General features: G+C 60.2%; 18 protein-coding genes and 1 pseudogene. 14 read left to right on the forward strand and 5 right to left on the reverse strand.

The genetic code is table 11. The features are described 5' to 3' along the window. Window positions 1-207: 207 nt before the first annotated feature. From V7M64_RS16925 to V7M64_RS16945, 5 genes and pseudogenes are all read left to right on the forward strand, one after another. The gene (locus V7M64_RS16925) at window positions 208-903 is read left to right on the forward strand and encodes a hypothetical protein (protein WP_333680702.1); all 696 of its coding nucleotides are present in this window, start codon (window positions 208-210) and stop codon (window positions 901-903) included. A 60-nt stretch (window positions 904-963) separates the two neighbouring features. After that, entirely contained in the window at window positions 964-1,551 is a 588-nt protein-coding gene (locus V7M64_RS16930) for a hypothetical protein (RefSeq protein ID WP_333680704.1), read from the forward strand. Window positions 1,552-1,745: 194 nt separating this feature from the next. Next, window positions 1,746-2,264: pseudogene (locus V7M64_RS16935) on the forward strand (FRG domain-containing protein); the annotation flags it as partial. A 483-nt stretch (window positions 2,265-2,747) separates the two neighbouring features. Continuing rightward, window positions 2,748-3,839, forward strand: coding sequence for a fatty acid desaturase (locus V7M64_RS16940; protein WP_333680706.1), 1,092 nt, complete (start codon window positions 2,748-2,750; stop codon window positions 3,837-3,839). A 77-nt stretch (window positions 3,840-3,916) separates the two neighbouring features. Then, window positions 3,917-5,194 carry a hypothetical protein gene (locus V7M64_RS16945; protein WP_333680708.1) on the forward strand — a complete coding sequence of 426 codons (1,278 nt, stop codon included), beginning with the start codon at window positions 3,917-3,919 and terminating at the stop codon, window positions 5,192-5,194. Window positions 5,195-5,553: 359 nt separating this feature from the next. Here the strand turns inward: V7M64_RS16945 and V7M64_RS16950 are convergent, their stop codons facing one another. Further along, complete coding sequence (locus V7M64_RS16950; RefSeq protein WP_333680710.1) at window positions 5,554-5,745, reverse strand: hypothetical protein; 192 nt, start codon at window positions 5,743-5,745, stop codon at window positions 5,554-5,556. Window positions 5,746-5,916: 171 nt separating this feature from the next. Continuing rightward, window positions 5,917-6,039 carry a hypothetical protein gene (locus tag V7M64_RS16955; RefSeq protein ID WP_333680712.1) on the reverse strand — a complete coding sequence of 41 codons (123 nt, stop codon included), beginning with the start codon at window positions 6,037-6,039 and terminating at the stop codon, window positions 5,917-5,919. A gap of 23 nt (window positions 6,040-6,062) precedes the next feature. Between V7M64_RS16955 and V7M64_RS16960 the strand changes: the two genes are divergently transcribed. Both V7M64_RS16960 and V7M64_RS16965 read left to right on the forward strand, forming a co-directional pair. Next, window positions 6,063-6,530, forward strand: a complete 468-nt coding sequence (locus V7M64_RS16960) for an Hsp20 family protein (RefSeq protein ID WP_333680714.1) — start codon at window positions 6,063-6,065, stop codon at window positions 6,528-6,530. Window positions 6,531-7,248: 718 nt separating this feature from the next. Continuing rightward, the gene (locus V7M64_RS16965) at window positions 7,249-10,215 is read left to right on the forward strand and encodes an EAL domain-containing protein (RefSeq protein WP_333680716.1); all 2,967 of its coding nucleotides are present in this window, start codon (window positions 7,249-7,251) and stop codon (window positions 10,213-10,215) included. Window positions 10,216-10,278: 63 nt separating this feature from the next. Here V7M64_RS16965 and V7M64_RS16970 read toward each other — a convergent pair whose 3' ends face one another. Continuing rightward, the gene (locus V7M64_RS16970; RefSeq protein ID WP_333680718.1) at window positions 10,279-11,133 is read right to left on the reverse strand and encodes a LysR family transcriptional regulator; all 855 of its coding nucleotides are present in this window, start codon (window positions 11,131-11,133) and stop codon (window positions 10,279-10,281) included. Window positions 11,134-11,573: 440 nt separating this feature from the next. On the opposite strand from V7M64_RS16970, the gene V7M64_RS16975 reads away from it, so the two are divergent. From V7M64_RS16975 to hmpA, 5 genes are all read left to right on the forward strand, one after another. Beyond that, window positions 11,574-13,619: an FUSC family protein gene (locus V7M64_RS16975; RefSeq protein WP_333680720.1), complete on the forward strand. Its 2,046-nt coding sequence runs from the start codon at window positions 11,574-11,576 to the stop codon at window positions 13,617-13,619. Further along, on the forward strand, window positions 13,612-13,827 hold the full coding sequence (locus V7M64_RS16980) for a DUF1656 domain-containing protein (RefSeq protein WP_333680721.1): 216 nt from the start codon (window positions 13,612-13,614) through the stop codon (window positions 13,825-13,827). Before V7M64_RS16975 ends, V7M64_RS16980 begins: the two co-directional genes overlap by 8 nt. Window positions 13,828-13,849: 22 nt before the next feature. Further along, complete coding sequence (locus V7M64_RS16985; protein WP_333680722.1) at window positions 13,850-14,728, forward strand: efflux RND transporter periplasmic adaptor subunit; 879 nt, start codon at window positions 13,850-13,852, stop codon at window positions 14,726-14,728. After that, window positions 14,722-16,128 (forward strand): TolC family protein, encoded by a 1,407-nt coding sequence (locus V7M64_RS16990; protein WP_333680723.1) that lies wholly within the window; start codon window positions 14,722-14,724, stop codon window positions 16,126-16,128. The genes V7M64_RS16985 and V7M64_RS16990 overlap by 7 nt, the downstream gene beginning before the upstream one ends. A gap of 127 nt (window positions 16,129-16,255) precedes the next feature. After that, the gene (hmpA, locus tag V7M64_RS16995; RefSeq protein WP_333680724.1) at window positions 16,256-17,464 is read left to right on the forward strand and encodes an NO-inducible flavohemoprotein; all 1,209 of its coding nucleotides are present in this window, start codon (window positions 16,256-16,258) and stop codon (window positions 17,462-17,464) included. Between the two features lie 61 nt (window positions 17,465-17,525). Here the strand turns inward: hmpA and V7M64_RS17000 are convergent, their stop codons facing one another. Then, window positions 17,526-17,960 (reverse strand): Rrf2 family transcriptional regulator, encoded by a 435-nt coding sequence (locus V7M64_RS17000; RefSeq protein WP_333680726.1) that lies wholly within the window; start codon window positions 17,958-17,960, stop codon window positions 17,526-17,528. Between the two features lie 128 nt (window positions 17,961-18,088). On the opposite strand from V7M64_RS17000, the gene V7M64_RS17005 reads away from it, so the two are divergent. Further along, window positions 18,089-19,036, forward strand: a complete 948-nt coding sequence (locus tag V7M64_RS17005) for an ABC transporter ATP-binding protein (protein WP_333680728.1) — start codon at window positions 18,089-18,091, stop codon at window positions 19,034-19,036. After that, window positions 19,033-19,794, forward strand: coding sequence for an ABC transporter permease (locus tag V7M64_RS17010; RefSeq protein ID WP_333680729.1), 762 nt, complete (start codon window positions 19,033-19,035; stop codon window positions 19,792-19,794). Before V7M64_RS17005 ends, V7M64_RS17010 begins: the two co-directional genes overlap by 4 nt. A gap of 259 nt (window positions 19,795-20,053) precedes the next feature. On the opposite strand, the gene V7M64_RS17015 is transcribed toward V7M64_RS17010, so the two are convergent. Further along, window positions 20,054-20,272, reverse strand: a complete 219-nt coding sequence (locus V7M64_RS17015) for a hypothetical protein (protein ID WP_333680731.1) — start codon at window positions 20,270-20,272, stop codon at window positions 20,054-20,056. Window positions 20,273-20,371 lie beyond the last annotated feature (99 nt).

The following is a 20,371-nucleotide window of genomic DNA, read 5'->3' on the forward strand; positions in this document are numbered from 1 at the left end:
ACCAGGTCTTGCAACGCTTTGCGTGCAACGCGCAAATTTTTCCCGGACAGCAGTGAGCGAAAGCTGGGATCCAGCGACTTTTAGCCAGGGGGTACTGGATTCCAGCCTTCGCAGAGGTGGCACATAAGGCGGGCCACTGCAGCTGAATAGGAAATAGCCAAGTTTTTCGGCTACTGTAGGAGCGGGGCAGGGATAGGGGACCCGCATATGGACGGATTGGCGCAGCCGACTGAAGAGGCATTGCAGCCGTTTAGCTTTATGTGGCTGGAAGAGCGCATTGCCGAATACGCGCAAGACACAGACGATGCAGTGATGACGCCGTTTGAATGCTACGCAATGATCGGCGTGGTCGTCATAGGCGGCTTGAGCATTCTCACCTGTTTGCTAATGCCCAATCGATTAGGCCAGCGCATGATGCAGGCTGGGGTGCTATTGCAATGGGCTTTCATACTGATCTCTCTCGTCCGAATCGGCTATCGCACATGGCGTACGTATAAGCGCCAATATATGGATATAGCGACGGAACTCGACAGTTTTTATGTACGTTATCGGTGCATCGTAGATGGCCTGCGAACATATCCCCCATCGGAGGTCGCCAAGCATCTGCGCTATCTCCGCGACCGGAAAACATCACTGATCTACCGGCATGGACTGCTGAGCGGAGGCATAGAAAAAATTGGCATCCTGCCCCTGTTGGGGTTGTTGTATTTGCAGCTCAAGGACTGGGCGTTCGGTGATTGGAAGGGTTTGTTCGACCACGTTCATTTGATTGGTGGCTTATTGCTCTGGGTGCTTTTGATCACCTATGGCGTAGCCTGGTGGGCTGCCCGTACTAAAGGGCGCCTTGATGTTTATGAGGCTTTGTTGGCGGAAGCTGGTGATGTGAAAGTAGAGGCGATCTGACACGCATTGGGTTGCTTATTACTTGGTCGCAAGATTGCAGCAAAATGTCATGGAGGGGGTATGTTTTTCGCATCTCATGCTAAAGAGATTGTATCAGCTGCTGTGCCGATTTTGTTGTGGCTGTTGACGTATATCAGTCAGGGCCGTGTTCGGCTTCGGTTCGGGTCAGCGCATAATTTTACATTTTTAATAGACGAGCCTGTTCGTGATGTAGCCGGCAATATCACAGCTGATAAGCAGACAGTCCATACCATTGCATATCTCGTGAGAAATGATGGCACGCAGCCTGCAACTAATGTTGAAATCGTTTTTAATGTAAAGCCTCGTTACTTGAACATATGGCCTATAAGGCATTTTGATGGAAGGGTCGAGGAGGATGGTCGCTATTCGATGAATTTTCCCAGCCTTGCACCCAAGGAGCAACTCAGCTTTCATTTGCTAGCCCCGCTGCAAGCAGCTCCGGACCTATTGAATGTGCGAAGTGATCAAGCTATTGGTCTACGGGTTCCATTTCAATTCTTTCCGGTAATGCCGAAATGGCGTGTGGTTGCATTTTACGTGGCCGCCTTCCTTGGTTTGGGGGCGGCGGTGTACCTGCTTTTGCAGCTTTTGCAGTACATTGTGCTTATGACGCCAGGCTTTCATTGATGGGGCACTGCGCGGGTCAAAGTCGACGTTATAAATAATCAAATTATTCAATTAAACATCGCCTGGCAAGTCGGTGTACCTAACCACTAGATCAATTGGGTGCGGGATGGCAAATTACAAGATTGAATCACTCGTGGATTTTGTACGGACGACCGAGAGCTTGGCAGTAAAAAAGCGAACTCGTTCTTTTTCGCGGACAAGCGATGAAAGGTAGCCTTCTTCCAGGAATTGCGCGCAAAGACCCAAGTCGGGATACCGCGGAAGAGAAAAAGCGCGCGCTTGAGCAACTACAGTTACAAGGTGCTTCGCTTCTTCGAAATGCTGGAAATACAGAGCTTGATATTGTGGTTCTTGCTCAACACTACGGTTTGAAGACGCGCTTATTGGACTGGACTAGCAATCCACTCGCTGCTCTTTGGTTTGGTTGCGCTGATTCGTGTGACGGAGATACATTTGTCTATGCGCTCGAGGCTGACACATTTCATGAAAAAAATGTGTATCAGAAGGATCCATTTGTCGCTGCTAAGATCCGCGTTTTTCAAGCAAGACTAAACAATGAAAGGATTGTTGCGAAAGAGGGATGGTTTACGCTTCATCGTTATTCTAAAAAGGTAAGTCAATTTGTTCCGCTAGAAACAAATTCGGAGATACGCAGTCATATTCATAGATTGCGTGTGCCAGCGGAAAACGAAGAGAAGTCTTGGGCTCGTTAGATAAACATGGTGTAAACGCGCGAACTCTCTTCCCGGACCTATCGGGCCTGTGTCAACATTTAAATCGTCGACACTGCTTGGCCTAGTATTGATCTATTTCCGACGCTGACAATAATGCATTCAGTGACTGGTGCTTACGTATTTTAGTCCTAAACTCCGTCATCATCCTATCGTTTTGAAATTATTACGATATCGCCGTCTTCAACTATGGATTCTTCGAGAACAGTCTTTATGGCCTCATTAACGAATATCCACGTTCTCATTGACGTCAGAAATGTTGGCCATGGAGCGCAGCCGCGTCAATCGGGACCATTGGACCAGGGCGGCTTGTTCGGCTTTGCGGGTGACGCCAGAGGAATTCGGGCGTTACATTGATTTCATTTTGAAGCGAATCGCCATTTATAGCGAAGGCCGGACCCAGCGACTTGCAGTTCGTCAAAGTCACTAGGCCCCGGCCTTCGCCGGGGCGACGAATCGGTGGCGTTGAATTTGCGGCAAAAGTTCGGCGTTGCGACGAGGTGCATACGTGACCTCTTTAAGCTGTCAGAAGTCGCTGCTAGCTTATGCGCCGACGTACTGGACTTAGGGGCAACGATGTACCTGCAGACAGGGGCGGAGATGGATGGCACCCAAGCAGCACCAGAGCGGCGGGTACCTCGGCGTGCTCCCATCGACTATCGCGCGAATATGGCGCTTCTTGGACTCGTCACGGCCGCCGTGCTGGTGCAGCTCATCGCATGGCCGTTCTTGTTGCGGCAGTGGGGCGTGTCGATGCTATGGATCGCGCTGCCGCTGGTGATATTGACCCCGACGCATTGGGGCCTGATCCATGAGTCGATTCACGGACAGTTGCTGCCGCAGCGGCGGCTCAACGAATGGCTTGGGCGGATATTGGCCATTGCCTTCGTGTTGCCATACGACGCCGTGCGCTTTGGTCACCTGATGCATCACCGCTTTACGCGCGAGCCGCACGATCGGCCGGACGTGCATGATGGGGTGATGCATCCCGTGCTTGCACGCATAGGTTATTACGCGCATTTGTCAGGTGGCCTGTATCTGGCAGAAGTTGCGCTGCCGTTGGTTACCTTTCTGCCAGCCAGCCGCGTGCGCAGACTCGTTGCGCGCAAGCTTCGCAGCGACGAGCCGGCAGGCCAGGATGTCCAGCGCCTGTTTGTTGGTTTTGCCGGAAATCAAGATCGGCGCAGGTGCATGCGGCGTGACTGGCTGTTGTCGGTAGCACTCCACGCCGGGGCGTTTTACCTCTACGGCGCATGGTGGCCAGTGCTTGCCGCCACGATGTTTCTACGCGGCGCGTGGCTTTCCGTGGCGGATAACCTGCCGCATTACGATGTCACGCTTGACGAACCGGAGCGCGCCCGTAACTTTCGCGTATCGGCTGTCTGGAGGCCGCTATTGATGAATCATCATCTTCATCGGCTGCATCACCAGCACCCGACGTTGCCGTGGACGGCGCTGCCGGCGCTGATGGGCGAGGGTGTTGCTGCTTCTGTTGCCGATGCTGGTTATTTTCGAGCCGCGTTACGGCAGTTTCGCGGGTTCGGCAAAGTGCGGTAAAAGGCAGGCATGCTTACGACCCCCGCCGTCTTTGCATACATCGGATGAGTGGCAACCATAAGAGGCATAAGAGACCTATGTCGAAGCGATGGCTCGTGCTTGCCGGTATCGGCATGGCATTCAGCATGACGTGCACAAGGCTGGCCGTCGCCAGCGACACGCCGCGCCAGCAACTGGCCAACGAAACCTGCAGCGCCTTGAAACAGGCGGCAGCCGCGATTCCCGGCGATGGCCCGATGATCTTGCCCAGCTATCCCGGCATGGATGGCGACGATGCTGCCGCGCGCGCCTTGCAGAACGTGGGGTTTGTCTACGACAACGCGTTGGCCGGCATTGCGCTTGGCGTTTGTGGTGCGCCCGGGCAGGCGCGCCGCATTGCCGACGCTTTTTTATTGGCGCCGGCCAGTGACGCTACGTATAAGGACGGACGCTTGCGCAATGCATATCGAAGCGGCGCGGTGCAAGGCAACAAGGTGATGTTGCCTGGCTATTGGCAAAAGCAGGGCAACTATTGGAGCCAGGATCCCTACCAGACCGGCACTGCCTCCGGAAATGTGGCCTGGGCGGCGTTGCTGATGCTGACCGTCTATGACAACACGCACGACTCGCGGTACCTGGATGGCGCGGTGGCGCAGTTGAAGTGGATCGCCGCGCACACTGCCAACGCCACGGCGCCCGCTGGCTACGAAGGCGGCGTGTTTGGCTACGACCATAAACAGATCGTCCAGCACTGGAAGTCGACGGAACACAACATCGACATCTATGCCGCCGCCACGTGGGCCAACCGGGAGCGTGCCGATCCGGCGGTCGCACGGCAGGCGCAGATCGCGGGTGCTTTTGTCGGCGCGATGTGGGATGGCAAGCAACACCGTTTCTTCGTTGGCACCGGTGCGGATGGCAAGACCATCGAGCGCACCAAGTCCGGGCTGGATGAGGAAATCTGGCCGCTGCTTGCGTTCCAGCCGCATCCTGCGGCGTGGAGGTCGGTATGGGCTTTTGTCGACGCCAATCATCGCTTCGGCGACGGTTATGGTTTCAAGCGCCAGCCCGATGGCATGTGGACCGAAGGCACCAGCCAGGTAGCGGCTGCGTTGCAAGCCAGCGGCAAACCGGTACCTGACAGCCTTTGGGGGGCGATCAGTGCGCAGCGTAGCGCCGGCGGCATGCTGTACGCGACGCCGCAGGCACGCATCGTTACGTCGTTCGCGATTGGGCCGTTGTCTACGTACGATGATTTTTTCTATTACCACGATCCGCATTTGGGCGCGACCGCATGGGCGGCGCTGGCTGCAAAGGGATGGAATGCGTTTGTTGGACGGACGATTGCCCAGCCGGTTTCGGCAGGGAAACCGTAGAGCGCTTCAATTGCTGTGATTGGCTCGCTCTGTGATTCCGGCGAAAGCCCACTGCTGTCCGCAAGGAATTTGCGTGGTCCCATGTACGTCTGCGGCAACCCATACGGCCGTCATTCCCGCGAAAGCGGGAATCCATTTTCAGAGATCCACCAGAGCAACATGGATTCCCGCTTTCGCGGGAATGACGGCCCTAAGGGCTACGGCGATTTTTGAGCCTTGCCCTCGCCGTTTCGAGCCGACGAAACTTGATAGTTCCTCATCAGCTCGTTTTCCCCGGACAGCAATGGGAGAAAGATAGGTGCCAACGCAAAACATCGGCTGGTTGTCTTCAAAAGTGATGCGATGAAGTTCAGGGCGCGCTAACCCGCCACTGCCCGCAAACGTGCCAGTTCCTTGCGCAACGCCGCGTTTTCTTCTTGCAGCTCGCCCACCTCTTGGCGCAGCCGCGTCAGTTCGTCCGCATCGACATCAACGCCTGTTTCCGGCGCGGGCGGACTTGACTCCTTGTTGGCCGCTTCGCGTGGGATGAGCCGGCCACCATAAACCTTCACCCGTCCTTCGTCTGGATGTTTTGTGATCTATTGCCACGCCTGGCCCGGCACTCCCAGCCAATTCTCACCGCCTAAATGCTCAAGCACCTCATCAATCTCGACCAGGCTTTGACCGCCATGCTTAATCAGTGTTGCCTTAAATAAATCAGTTATTTAGGGACGTATAAGTGGCTAAACAAATACTGAAAACAGGGTCTTGAAAAATGCTTTCGGGTGCATAGAATGCTCATCACCGGGCGCTTCGGGCTCGGCTTGCCGCGACCGTTCGCGGTGCGGCGAATAGTCTTTTTCCATGTTGCTCTCTGGAGGATATGGCTATGCGCAATGTTCTGGATTTTTCACCGCTCCATCGCTCGAGCATTGGATTTGAACGCATCTTCGATCTGCTTGAAGCGGCTCAGGCGCAGCCGGCTGACAACTGGCCGCCTTTCGACACCATGAAAATCGCTGAGGACCGTTACCAAATCGCGATAGCGGTAGCCGGATTCAAGCGGAACGAGATCGATATCTGCGTGCAGGAGAACCTGCTCGTCATCAAGGGTGAGCGCAAAAACGACGTGGAAGGCGAGTACCTGCACCGCGGCATCGCCTATCGCCCGTTTGTACGCCGCTTCGAGCTGGCCGAGCACGTGCAGGTCACGGATGCCCATCTGTCAGACGGGCTGTTGAACATCAGCCTAAAGCGTGAACTCCCCGAGACGATGAGGCCGCGCCGCATCGAGATCAACACCGATGATGCGGTGACCGCCAAGGTCCGGCAGATCGAGCAGCACGTCGCCGCCTAAGGCAACACTGAATAAGTATCGCCGTCGTCACGATGTGAGGCGGCTTGGGTATGCCGTTTTTAGCCTGCGCGTCCTGTTGTTGCGCGCAGGCTTTTTTTTGTAATGAGTCAGCCGTGCAGCCCGAGGGATGAAATCCCAGCTTTTCTGAGCTTCCCAACGCTGGCATTTCATCCCGGCTACCGCCGCCGCCCGGCGTTTGCGTTTTGCGTCCCACCAGCCGATCACGGCGGGCGCGTTGTGTCGTAGGTAAAGGCTGCCGAGCGCAAGGGTGGAAGGTTGGGGCGCCTTGTCCTTGCAGGTTGTCGTAGCTGCGTAGCAGCAAGGGTGCCTTCCCCGGCGCGACGTCGACGCGCGCTAGCCCGCTTCCGGTCCTCATGCCACTGGCCACCGGCGAGGACCCATGCCAGCCTGCGGTCGACTGCAGCAACCGCTGGGCACACATGTACCAAGCGCGGCACCTTTACCTGCGTCGGTAAAAAGCCAGGCGCCCAGATGGCCCTTTAGCGCTTGGCACGCGGATTGCAGCACTCCCCACAAATGCGCCGCGGCGAAGTCACCGGCGTGCTCAGGATTGCAAGCCATCCGACTGCTTTTAGGCGTTGGGAGATGAAGGAATGGAGGCCCCGTCGCGTCGGGGCTTTTTTTTGGTTCGCCGTTGGTTTCTTTGGAAACCGATGGCTGGCGAGAGATGTATGAGCAGGGGATTCCGGTTCAAGTCATGAACACCATCAAGCGCCAGATCCGGAGCTTGCTACCGCCGCTGGCAACCATCGTTGCGGCGACGCTGATGTCGGTGTGGCTGTACCGGATCGAAGGCGGCAGGTCGTTGCCCGCCTTGTGGCTGTCCAACGGCATCTGCCTGGCGGTGCTGATGCATCGCGGGCGTCGCGGTGCGGTTGCACTGGTTACGGGCGCCTGTTGCACCATCTGCTGCACCAACATGGTGATGGGGCTGTCGTTTGGCGAGGGTTTCGTCGGAGCGTTGGGCAATGCACTGGAAATGAGCATTGCGCTCTCGGCGCTGTCGAGAAAAGATCGCGCGACGTATCTGGAAACGCCTTACGGCACCAAGCGCTTCATTATCTGGGCGCTGCTGGTGGCGCCCTTGGCGTCCACGCTCGCGATCATGCCGTGGTTGATCCTCACCGGGCATTCCCGTTATGGGGAAATCGGCAGCCTGCGCTTCGTCTCCCATGCGCTGGGAACCGCGCTTGCCGTTCCGCTCACCATGGAAGTGCTGCGTTGGCACCGCGAGCCGGCGTTGTCCCGCCGCCGCACGCGTCGTTGTGCGCAGGCTCTGCTGGGGTTGATCGGCGCTTCCGCGCTGGCGTTCTGCCAGCCCACGCTGCCGATCTTGTTCATTGTTTTTCCGCCACTGGTGCTGCTGGCGTTGACGGGAAACCGTCGCTGGGTGATCGGGGGAATTATCGCCGTGGCTGCGGTGGGTGCCATCGCGACCTCGGCGGGATACGGACCGATCCACCGCCAGGCACCGTTCCCCGCGTGGAGCGCGATGCTGCTGCAGTTGTGCGTGCTGTCTTGCATGGCGGTGGTTTTGCCGCTGACCGCATCCTTGGAGCAGCGCCGCCGGCTTGGCCGCACGTTGCGCGGCAGCGAGGCGCGCTATCGCATGTTGGCGGAGCACTCGCACGACATCGTGTTGCTGCTCGGCGCGGATGGCTACTGCAAATATGTATCGCCGGCGATCCAGGACATGCTTGGCTATCCGGCCGGCAAGATGGTGGAAAGCTCATTGGAGAGCCTGATCGAGGAAGGCAGCCAGGCTGTTGCGCGCGAGCTTTGGATGCAGTTGCTGCAAGGCGTGCCGCCCGCCACGGCATTGTTGCGCATGCGGCACGCCGATGGGTCTTTTCGCGACGTGGAAGTAACCGGCGGCCTCATCAATGAGGAACCCGATCGCGTAGTGCTGACCCTGCGCGACGTGACCGCGCGTGTGATGGCTGAAGATGCCCTGCGCCAGGAACGCCTGATGACGGACGTGACCTTGCAAGTGATCGGCGATGCGGTCTTTACGCTGGATCGCGAGGGCAAGCTCGAATTCGCCAATCCCGCCGGCAGGGCGTTGCTCGACCGATCCATTGCGCCCGACGAGGCGATCCTGGAACGCCGCCTGCCGCTGTGGCGCGAAGGCGAGCGGTTGATGCAGGCGCATCCGGCCTCCACGGCGCTGCAGACCGGCATGCCGGAAGGGCCGTTCCTGTGCGCGCTTGAATTGAAAGATGAAACACGCCATGCCATCGAATGTTCGGCCACGCCGATCCGCTCGGATGCGGGTGCAGTGAGGGGCGCCGTGCTGGTCCTGCGCGACGTCAGCGCCGTGCTGGAGCTGTCCGAACGCATGGCGCATCTTGCGCACTTCGATGCGCTGACCGGGCTGCCCAATCGGTCGTTGCTGCTCGAACGGCTGGATATCGCCTTGGCCAGGGCCAAGCAGACGGCGCACCATCTGGCGGTGCTGTTCATCGATCTGGATCGCTTCAAGCAGATCAACGACACACTGGGTCATGGACCGGGTGACGAGTTGTTGCAGCAAGTGGCGGATCGCTTGCTGTCGGTGGTGAAAAGCGTGGATACCGTCGCCCGCCTTGGCGGCGACGAATTCGTCGTGCTGCTGCCGGAGTTGTCCGGCAAGCCGGAGGCGGCTGTCGCCGCCACCAAGGCGCTGGAGATTCTGAGCAAGCCGATCCGGGTTGGGCGCCGGGAGTTGCAACTGTCGGCAAGCATTGGCGTGAGCATGTTTCCGGATGATGGCGACGATGCCGATGCGCTGATCCGCCATGCCGACATCGCCATGTACGCGGCCAAGCGTCACGGCCGCAATGACTACCACTTCTATACCGCGGCGATGGAAGCCAACGCGCAGAAGGAATTCGACCTGGAAAACGCGCTGCGCTTCGCCATCATGCGCGCGGAGCTGTTCCTGGAATTCCAGCCGCGCATCGACACCGGTTCGCGCAAGATCATCTCGGCCGAAGCGTTGATGCGTTGGCGCCGCCCGGATGGCGAGATCTGCCTGCCGGATGAATTCATTCCCATCGCCGAAGCCAGCGGCTTGATTCTCTCCATGGGCAACTGGGTGTTGAAAGAAGCCTGCCGCGCGTGCAAGGCCTGGCAACACGGTTCGTTGCAGGGTGTCAGCGTGAGCGTCAACATCTCGCAAGTGCAGTTCTCGCGCGACAACTTCCTCAGCTTCATCATGGAATCGCTGCGCGAGACCGGATTGCCGCCGCATTTGCTCGAACTGGAATTGACCGAGAGCATGCTGATGGAGCCGAGCGAATCGATCCAGCAGCGTATCGCCGGGCTCAGCGCGCTCGGCGTGAAGCTGTCCATCGACGACTTCGGCACCGGCTTTTCCAGCCTGGCCTATTTGCGCCGCTTTGCCATCGATACGCTGAAGATCGACCGCAGCTTCGTGATGCATATGACGGAAGATCCGGAAGATGCTTCAGTGATCCACGCGATCATCGCGTTGGCGATCAGCCTGGGCAAGCGCGTGGTGGCCGAAGGCGTGGAAACCATGCAGCAGGCGGCGCAGCTGGCGGCGTTGGGCTGCCATGAAATGCAAGGCCATTGGCTTGGAAGGCCGGGGAATGTTGCGCAGCTCGCGAAGCTTGCCAGGCACGGTACGCATTCCGTTTCTGCGCGCACGACGCAGCAGTAACTGTAATTTCCATCGACCGTCATTCCCGCGAAAGCGGAGGCTCTCGCCTGTAGGCCGGGACGCTTATGCAGCGGCGCGTGCGGCCGCTTCACGCAAACCCGCGCGGATGCGTTCCATCACGCCTTTATCCGCCTTCGCCGAATGCACCGCGTACGCCGAATAGGAAAACTCGGGGCTGTCCGGCACCAGTGCAAGGCGCCGGTCTTGCAAGTAACGGCGCACGAAGCCTTTGCGGAAATAACCGCTGCCACCCATCGCGAGGATGTAATCGAGCGCCAAGGGACCGTAGCTGATCGACACCACCGGATTGGGCTGGTCCGGAAATGCCGCCTGGAAACTGGCGGCGAATGCATCGCCCCAGTCGATGCGCACGTGGTCTTCCGCTTGCAGAGCGCGGCCGTGCTCGGCCGTGGTGCTGACCATCACCAGTTTTTCTTCGAACAGCAGCTCGGCAATCACCCCTGGGCGTTGCGGCGCGGCGTAGACGATCGCCACGTCCAGCAAGCCCGCCTGCACGCGATCCACCAATCGATCGGCGTCATCGATCTGCGCGCTTACCGCGAATTCGGGGCAGGCCTGGCGCACCCACAGCAACCAATCGCGCAGCAACGGATCCCACAGGCTGAGCTCGGCGCCGACGGTTACTACCATCTCGCGCCCCGGCGGCAGTGCGACGGCTTTGCGCGCACGCTCCCACATCTGCACCATGCTGGCGGCGAAACGCAGGAATTGCTCGCCGGCGGTGGTGAGTCTGGCCCCTGATTTATTGCGCACGAACAGGGGCTGGTCCAGTTGCTCTTCCAACACCCGGATGCGCGCGCTGACCGCAGTCTGGGTGAGATTGAGGTTGGCGGCCGCGCTGACGAAGCTGCCGGTCTTGACGATTTCCAGGAAGGTGCGCGCAGCGTTGACGTCCATCTAGCAATTTTTTGTTGCTGAAAGAGCGATCAATTCTAATGTTTTTCTGGATGGGCTGAATGCCACCAAGCCGGAGAGAAGGATGTTCTTGCGACGATCCAACTCCCTTGCGAGCACTTGGTGGCGCCGGGTCTCAGCGGGGTGTTGCCGCAGAATCTGGCGGCGCGGGATTTCGTCATCCCGGCGAAAGCCGGACGTAGCGCGAAGCGCGGAGAACGTCCGAATGGACGGCCCGGAAGGTGTGAGCGAAACGGATACCCGGTGCCCATTCGGCTAACCGCATTTTTATTGCTGGCAACCAGCAATATTTTGATCTCAGCTTTAACGGATTTATGAGGCAAGATAAGCGGCTGATCGGTAAGCGCATCTGTCGCTGCCGCAACGTTCCAGCCCCGCACGCTCGCTTTCTTCCCATGCCCGCTACCGCGCGAACGGCATCCTTGCCGTGGTCCCTGCTACTGCTCGACCCGCAGAAACTGCTCTTTTCCCTGAGCAGCTTCATTGCGGCCGCGATCACGCTTTTCATCGCCTTCGAGTTCAGCCTGCCGCGCCCGTGGTGGGCCTTGTTGACGGTGTACGTGACGGCGCAGCCGATGGCCGGCGCCTTCCGGCCGAAGATGCTGTATCGCCTCGGCGGCATTCTCACGGGCGCCGCGGTATCCATCCTGGTGGTGCCCAACCTGCAGCATGCGCCGGAACTGCTGGTGCTGTGCATGGCGGCATGGACCGGCCTGTGCATCTACCTCGCCGTGCTGGACCGCACGCCGCGCGCCTTTCTGTTCCAGATGGCGGCCTTCAGCTCGGCGGTGATCAGCTTTCCCTATCTGGACGATCCGGCCGATGTCTTCACCACCACCATTTCCCGCGTGGAAGAGATGACGGTGGCCATCACTTGCGTCAGTTTCGCGCATGGCCTGCTCCAGCCGTGGAGCGTGCGGCCGGTGATCCATGGCCGCGCCAGCTCGTTTCTTGCGCATGCATCGCGCTGGACGCGCGAAGCGCTGGGGCAACGCCATACCAGGCTCGAATACGAACACCGGCGCATGCTGGCGGCGGACGTCGCCGAGCTCGGCATGCTGGCCATCCACTTGCCTTCCGACCCATGGCCGGCCAGGGCAGGGCGCCGCATGGTGCTGGGCGTGCAAAAACAGCTGGCGACGATCTTGCCGTTGGCATCGGCCGCGGCGAACCGCCTGGACATGCTCAGCGCGCTGGCGCCGCTTGATCCCGCGCTCGCCCGCCTGGTCGAAGAAACGCGCGCGTGGCTTGCCAGGCCTGCCGAACAGCAATCCGCCGACGGATACGAACTGGCCATGCGCTGCCGCCAGCTGGCCGAGCGCAAAGAACAGCCGCTGTTCTGGCGCGATCTGTTGCGCTCCAGCTTGTGCGTGCGCATGGCGGAATTCATCGAAGCGCAAGTGGAAGCGAACAGCCTGGTGCAGCAGCTTGCCCATCAACCGATGACCCAGCCCAAATCGAAGAAGGGCAGGGAGCGCGACAAAGCGTTTCCCTTGGCGCGCGATCATGGTGTAGCGGCGCTGGCCGGCCTGGCGACAGCCACGGCGATCATGCTGTATTGCGCGGTGTGGATTCTGCTCGCATGGCCGGCCGGTTCGGCCACTGCCGCGTTTGCCGCGCTGATCACCTGTTCGTTCGCCGCGCAGGATGATCCGGCGCCGGTGCTCGGCCGCTATCTGGGCGCCACGCTGGTGACGTTTCCGCTGGCGGCGTTCTACCTGTTTGCGGTGCTTCCGCGTGTCGACGGTTGCGCCATGCTGATCGTGACCTTGGCGCCAGCCTTGTTGGCGATCGGTTACATCCAGGCCACGCCATCGCTGTCGGCGCGCGCGCTGCCAATGTTCTCCTGCCTGATCGTGGCGCTGGGTTTCCTCGATCGTTTCATCGCCGATTTCGCCACCTTCATCAACGTCGGCCTGGCACAGGTCGGCGGCATCATCGCCACCATCGTGGTGGCCAAGATGTTCCGTTCGGTCAATGTGACGTGGACGGCCAAACGCATGATGCGCGGCAACTGGATCGAGATCGGGCAGATGGCCGAAACGGCGCGGCCGTTCCGCCCGGTGCATTGGACCAGCATGGCGGTCGATCGACTGGGCCAGGTGGCCGCGCGCATGGCGGTGGCCGAAGGCAGCGATGCCTTGCATGCGGCGGACGGCTTGGCCGATCTGCGCATCGGCCGCAATGTGATTGCGATCCGGCGAACGCTATCGACCGTACCCACCTCCATCCAGGCCACGCTGCGCGAGGTGCTGGCGGGTATCGCCATCTTGTTCCGGGCGCGCGGACGCAAAGGCGAACTGCTGCCGCCATCGCCGTCGCTGCTGGCCAGCGTCGACAAGGCCATTCTTGCCATGTGCAGCGCGGAGCAGCCGGATCCCTCGCATCCTGCCTTGCTTGCCCTGGTCGGCATGCGCTGCAACCTGTTTCCCCACGCACCTGTTCCAAGGATGGCTGGCGATGCTTGAAGAACTGCACGTGTTCGGCGTGTTCCTGCCTTCCGCGCTGGTGTGGGCGGTGGTGGCCGGCGTGCTTGCGCATGTGTTGCGTGGACTGTGGCAGCGCGTTTCCTGGTCCGGCATGTTCGGGCATGCGGGCCTGTGGGAACTGGCCTTGTTCGCCTTGTTGTGGTGGGCGCTGACCGTCGGCGCCGATCGCTTTATTCATTATGGGTAACACCTTGATCAAGCCTTGGATCATGAAGATCGTGCGTGCGTTGTTCACGCTGCTGGCCATCGCCGTGCTGTTGTATGCGGTGCGTGCGTTGTGGATTCGCTATCAGGTCGAGCCGGTCACGCGCGACGGCAAAGTGCTGGCCGATATCGTGCCGGTCGCCGCCGACGTCGCCGGCCTGATCACCGAGGTACGCGTGCACGACAATCAGCAAGTGCGGCAAGGGCAGGTACTGCTGGTGGTCGATCCGTCCCGCTACCTGATCGCGTTGCAAACCGCGCAAGCCAACCTCGGCAGCCAGCGTGCCGCGGTGGCCGAAGCCGAGCGCGAGGATCGCCGCAACCGCTCGATGTCCAACGTGGTGGCAAGCGAGGTGATCGAACAGGGCCAGGCCAAGGTGGAAGAACTGCGCATGGCGGTGGCGCAGGCGGTTGCGGCGCGCGACCTGGCGCAGCTCAACCTGGATCGAACGCAGGTGAAGGCGCCCGTGAGCGGCGAAGTCGCCAACGTCACCTTGCAGCCTGGCATTTATCTCACCGTCGGCAAGCCGGCGCTTGCGCTGGTGGATACCGCATCCACGCGCATCGAAGGCTATTTCGAAGAGACCAAGCTGCAGCGCGTGCATATCGGCGACCGCGTCAGCGTGCACTTGATGGGTGTGCCGGGCGAGATCCGCGGTCACGTGGAAAGCATCGAATCGGCCATCGGCGATCGCGAACGCACCGGCGACGGCGCCAGGCCCGCCGATGTCAATCCCGCCTTTACCTGGGTACGCCTGGCGCAGCGCATTCCGGTGCGCATCGCGATCGATAACGTGCCCAAGGGCATTCGCCTGGTGCCTGGCCAGACCGCCACCGTGGTGGTGCATTCGGCGGATAAGCCGAAGGGGTTGATGCCGTGGTGATTTTGCGTACGGTGCTTGCCGCGTGTGCGTGCATCGCGTTTGTCGGCTGTGCCGAAGTCGGGCCTGACTACCGCGTGCCGGCGAAGGCCATGGTGAACGCACCTGCAGCGCAGGGAGCTTTTGCCTCCGCATCCGCTGCCACGAGTGCGGCAGCGCTACCGGCGAACTGGTGGAAGCTCTACGACGATCCCGTGCTGGATCGCCTCATCGCGCAAACGCTGGCGGCGAATACACAATTGCGTTTCGCCGAAGCCAACCTCGAACACAGCGATGCCTTGCTGATCGACGCCGATTCGCAGCGCTTCGCCGGCAGCGTGGACGCGGCGACGGCGTGGAATCATCCGTCGGAAGAATCGGTATTGAAGCGCGTGGGCGTTGCGCCCTACCAGAATTACAACGCCGGCGTGTCGGTCAGCTACGACCTGGATTTGTTCGGCGCGATTCGCCGCGGCGTAGAAGCCGCCCGCGCCGATGACGAAGCCGCGGTCGCGGCGCGCGACCTGGTACGCGTCAACGTCGTCGCCGAAACCGTGCGCGCATATGCCGAAGCGTGCAATGCCGGGCATGAGATGGTGCTGGCGCAAAAGCGCATCGGCATCGAGCAGGACGATGTGCGCATGATCCAGGAGCTGGTGTCGCACGGGCGCGCATCGCCCCTGGACAGCACGCGTCAGCAGAATGCGTTGGCGATCATCCGTGCCTCGTTGCCATTGCTTGCAGCAGCACAACGCAACGCCTTGTTCCGTTTGGCGACGCTGGCCGGACAGCCGCCCGCCGATTTCGATCGCCGCTTGCTCGCGTGCAACACACCGTTGCATCTGGATCATCCGCTACCCGTTGGCGACGGCCACGACCTGCTCAAGCGGCGTCCCGACGTGCGCATGGCCGAACGGCACCTGGCGGCAGCCACCGCCCGCATCGGCATCGCCACGGCGGCGTTGTATCCGGATATCAAGTTTGGCGTCTCGGCGGGATCGACCGGCAAGGCCGCCGATGCCTTGACCGGCTACACCAACCGTTTTGCCATCGGGCCGCAGGTGAGCTGGAACTTGAACCGCGGCGCGGTGCATGCGCGCATCGACGAAGCCAATGCGCAAAGCCACGCCATGCTGGCGGCGTTTGACGGCGCCGTGTTGAACGCGCTGCGCGACGTCGAAACCTCGCTCAATACCTACGCGGCCGACCTGGACAAGCAGGACCAACTGAAGCTTGCCCGCGACGCCGCCGTGCAACGCGCCGCGCAGGCGGAGGAATTGAAGCAGGGCGGCAGGATCGACAGCTTGTCGCTGCTGGCGGCGGAGCGGGATCGCTGGACGGCCGAGCAGGCAGTTGCGATGGGCCAATCCACGCTCAATCGCGATCAGATCGATACCTTCCTTGCATTGGGTGGCGGTTGGTAACCGCGCCGCTGGATGTCGGGGTTCGCGTTCCGCGCACCCATGCCTGCGTGGCAGAGCGTCGCATCACAAAAGGGCGCGACATATAAGATGTATTATTAATGCATCTTTAAAACAACAAGGCATTCCCATGCTGACCCAAACCCAACGCGACATCGTCAAGAGCTGCGCTCCGGCGCTGAGAACCCACGGACTGGCGCTGACGAAGAACTTCTACGCACGCATGTTCCAGGCCAATCCGGAACTCAAGCACCTGTTCAATATGAGCCACCAGGCCACCGGCGAACAGCAGCAGGCGTTGGCGCTGGCCGTGCTGGGTTATGCGGAAAACATCGACCATACCGCGGTGCTGGCGCCGGTGCTCAAGGTGGTCACGGCCAAGCACGTCAGCATCGGCATTCGCGCCGAACACTATCCGATCGTCGGCCGCCACCTGCTCGCCGCCATTGGCGATGTGATGGGCGAAGCTGCAACGCCCGAGGTGTTGAAAGCATGGGCCGCCGCATACGGGCAGCTGGCCGATACGTTGATCGAAGCCGAGCAAGCCTTGTATGTGCAGGCCGCGACGGCCGAGGGCGGCTGGTCCGGCTGGCGTCCGTTCAAGGTGACCGGGGTGGTGCGTGAGAGCAGCGAGATCGCATCGTTCTATCTCAAGCCCACCGACGATGGCGCGCTGCCGCCATTCCAGCCCGGACAATTTGTCTCCGTGCGCACGGTGGACGATGCCGGCATGACGCATATCCGCCAATACAGCCTGTCCGATGCGCCGCATCGCGACCACCTTCGCCTCACCGTCAAGCGCCAGGATGCCGGCAACGACGCACCGGCCGGTATCGTTTCCACCGCGCTCCATCTTGATGTGAGCGAAGGCGACGTCATCGAGTTGTCGTTTCCGCGAGGGCATTTCGTGGTCGACCAGGAGAAGGACACGCCACTGGTGTTGCTGAGCGGCGGCGTAGGCATCACGCCCATGCTCGGCATTCTCGGCCATGTCGCGAAGGAACAACCGGAGCGCTCGATCCACTTCGTCCACGCGGCGCGCAACCGCGACGTGCATGCCATGAACGATTGGCTACGCAGCATGGCCCTACGCCATGAGAAGCTGGATGTAGAGATCTACTACGAAGAAGTCGGCGTCACCGACGTGGCCGGGCGTCACTACGACAAGCAGGGTCGCATCGATGCCGCGCAGATTGCCGTGCAGGATCATCTGGCCGATGCGGACTATTACATCTGCGGCCCGCGTGGATTCATGACGGCGCAGATCGATTCGCTGAAGCGGGTGGGGGTGCCGGAGTCGCGCATTCACGCCGAATTTTTTGGCGCGGCGCTTGCCTGACGTATTCATCTCCCTCCCCTGCTGTCGCAGGGGAGGGAGCAGAAAACCGATCTACGTTAGCTCACGCCACAATATTGAGCGCAATCCGCAATTTTCCGGGCCGCGCCACCAACTGCTTCAACGTATAGCTGTCCAGCACCTCAAGAAAACGCTCACGTGCTTCGTCCAATACATGGCGAAGCGCGCAAGCCGGTGTGATGGCACAGGTATTTTCCGCACCAAAACACTCCACGATCTCAAGATCCGGCTCCATCGCGCGAACCACGTCGCCGATGCGGACATCCTGCGCCCTGCCGGCCAGCTTCAATCCGCCGCTGCGCCCGCGCAACGCATCCACATACCCGAGCGCCGCCAATCGCTGCGTCACCTTCATCAAGTGATTTTCGGAAATGCCATATTGCGTGGCGATTTCATGGATGGACGAACGGCGATCGCCTTGCACGGCCAGGTACATCAATAGACGCAAGGCGTAGTCGGTCTGGTAGGTCAGTCGCATCGAAGGCTCCGGTAGACCGCCCATGCTACACGTGTCTTTCACGACGCATGTCAATGGCGGCCGCGCTGACATGGCAGTGGCGCAAGTGATAAGTTCGCCCCGCCGACCATCAAGGACCCGTGGATGCCATGAACGAGCAGGCCCCTCCGACACCGCACGCCGTTTCCGTTCGCGGCGTCAGCAAGACTTACAAAGGCGGCTTCCAGGCGCTGAAGTCGGTCGACCTCGATATCCGGCACGGCGAAATCTTTGCCCTGCTAGGGCCCAATGGCGCAGGCAAGACCACGTTGATCAGCATCATCTGCGGCATCGTCACGCCAAGCAGCGGCACCATCATGGCGGCCGGCCACGATGTGTTGCGGGCCTACCGGATCACGCGCGCAAAGATCGGCCTGGTGCCGCAGGAGCTGTCGACCGATGCGTTCGAGACGGTATGGGCGTCGGTGCGGTTCAGCCGCGGCCTGTTCGGGCGTGCCCGCAACGACAAGCACATCGAAAAGGTGCTGCGCGATCTGTCGCTATGGGAGAAGAAAGACTCGAAGATCATGACCTTGTCCGGCGGCATGAAACGCCGCGTGCTGATCGCCAAGGCGCTGGCGCACGAACCAGAGATTTTGTTTCTGGACGAACCCACAGCGGGCGTGGACGTGGAGCTTCGGCACGACATGTGGCGCATGGTGCGCGGACTGCGAGAAACCGGCGTCACGGTGATCCTCACCACGCACTATATCGACGAGGCCGAAGAAATGGCCGACCGCGTTGGCGTCATCACCGGCGGCGAATTGATCCTGGTCGAAGAGAAGCGGGCGCTGATGCGCAAGCTTGGCAAGAAGCAACTGGTGATCAGCCTGCAAGCGCCCATGCAGGCCGTGCCGGAGGGCTTGGGCGAATACGCGCTGGAGCTTTCCGCCGACGGCACGACACTTACCTACACCTTCGATGCCAAGAGCGACGACACCGGCATTGCCGTGCTGTTGCGCAAGCTGGGCGAGCGCGGCATCGACTTCAAGGACCTGCACACCGTGGAAAGTTCGCTCGAAGATATTTTCGTCAGCCTGGTCCGGAGGGAGTCATGAACATTCCAGCGATCCGCGCCATCTACCGCTTCGAGATGGCTCGCACGTTCCGCACGCTGACGCAAAGCATCGTCTCGCCGGTGCTGTCGACGTCGCTGTACTTCATCGTGTTCGGCACGGCGATCGGCTCGCGCATGGGGCATATCGGCGGCACCAGCTATGGCGCCTTCATCATTCCGGGGCTGATCATGCTGTCCCTGCTCAATGAGAGCATCTCCAATGCCTCGTTCGGCATTTACCTGCCCAAATGGTCCGGCACCATCTACGAGTTGCTTTCCGCGCCGGTGTCACCGCTGGAGGCGGTACTGGGCTATGTGGGGGCTGCGGCGACCAAATCGGTGATGCTCGGTTTGCTTATCCTGGTTACCGCGCGCTTCTTCGTGCCTTACAGCATTTTGCATCCGGTATGGATGATCACGTTTCTGCTGCTGACGGCGGTTACCTTCTGCTCGTTCGGGTTCATCATCGGGCTATGGGCCGACGATTTCCAGAAGCTACAGGTGATTCCGCTGATGATCGTCACGCCCTTGACGTTTCTGGGCGGCGCCTTTTATTCGATCGGCATGCTGCCGCCGTTCTGGCAGAAGGTCGCGCTGTTCAACCCGGTGGTGTACCTCATCAGTGGGTTTCGCTGGAGCTTCTACGGGCAGTCGGATGTCAACGTCGGGTTGAGCGCAGGAATGACGACCGCGTTTCTGCTGCTGTGTGCCGTGGCGATTGCCTGGATTTTCCGCACTGGCTACAAGTTGCGGGCTTAATCGAAAAGCTACATTTGCCTGCAAATTCAACGCTACTGATTCGTCACCCCGGCGAAGGCCGGGGCCTAGTGGCTTTTGGCGGACTGCAAGTCGCTGGGCCCCGGCCTTCGCCGGGGCGACGATGTATTGCTATTGCAGCGAGTGTGGTGGTTACGCGCATTTGGTTTTGTGTCTCCTATATTTCAAGGCGTCGCGCAAAATTTAGACGTCTAAGTGAGCAGTACATCGCAATACGCGAACATCTGGACGAACGGGCCTGCTAAAAACGCTCTTTGTGCATTGCGATGTTCCTGAACAGCGCGGATGATTCCGCCACCTTGCCCGGGGTCGCTCGGGACAAGCTCTTGGGACAAGTTTCGCCGTCACCAAGATCGTTACCAATGATCGGAAAAACATGCGTTTTATCGCGTGTTTTTTGCATAAAGGGGAGACGTGTGCGCTCTCCCTTGGAAACGTTTCGCGCAGCAATGGTGTTCACCGTAGCCCTTCCATATGGAGGGAGGGCGGCGTGTTGCCGTACGCCGGCATGGACCGGTTACGGCGGCTTTCATTTCAAACGCTAGTTGTCTACAGGGGG

This window comes from Dyella sp. (assembly GCF_036746095.1).
GTDB lineage: Bacteria > Pseudomonadota > Gammaproteobacteria > Xanthomonadales > Rhodanobacteraceae > Dyella_B.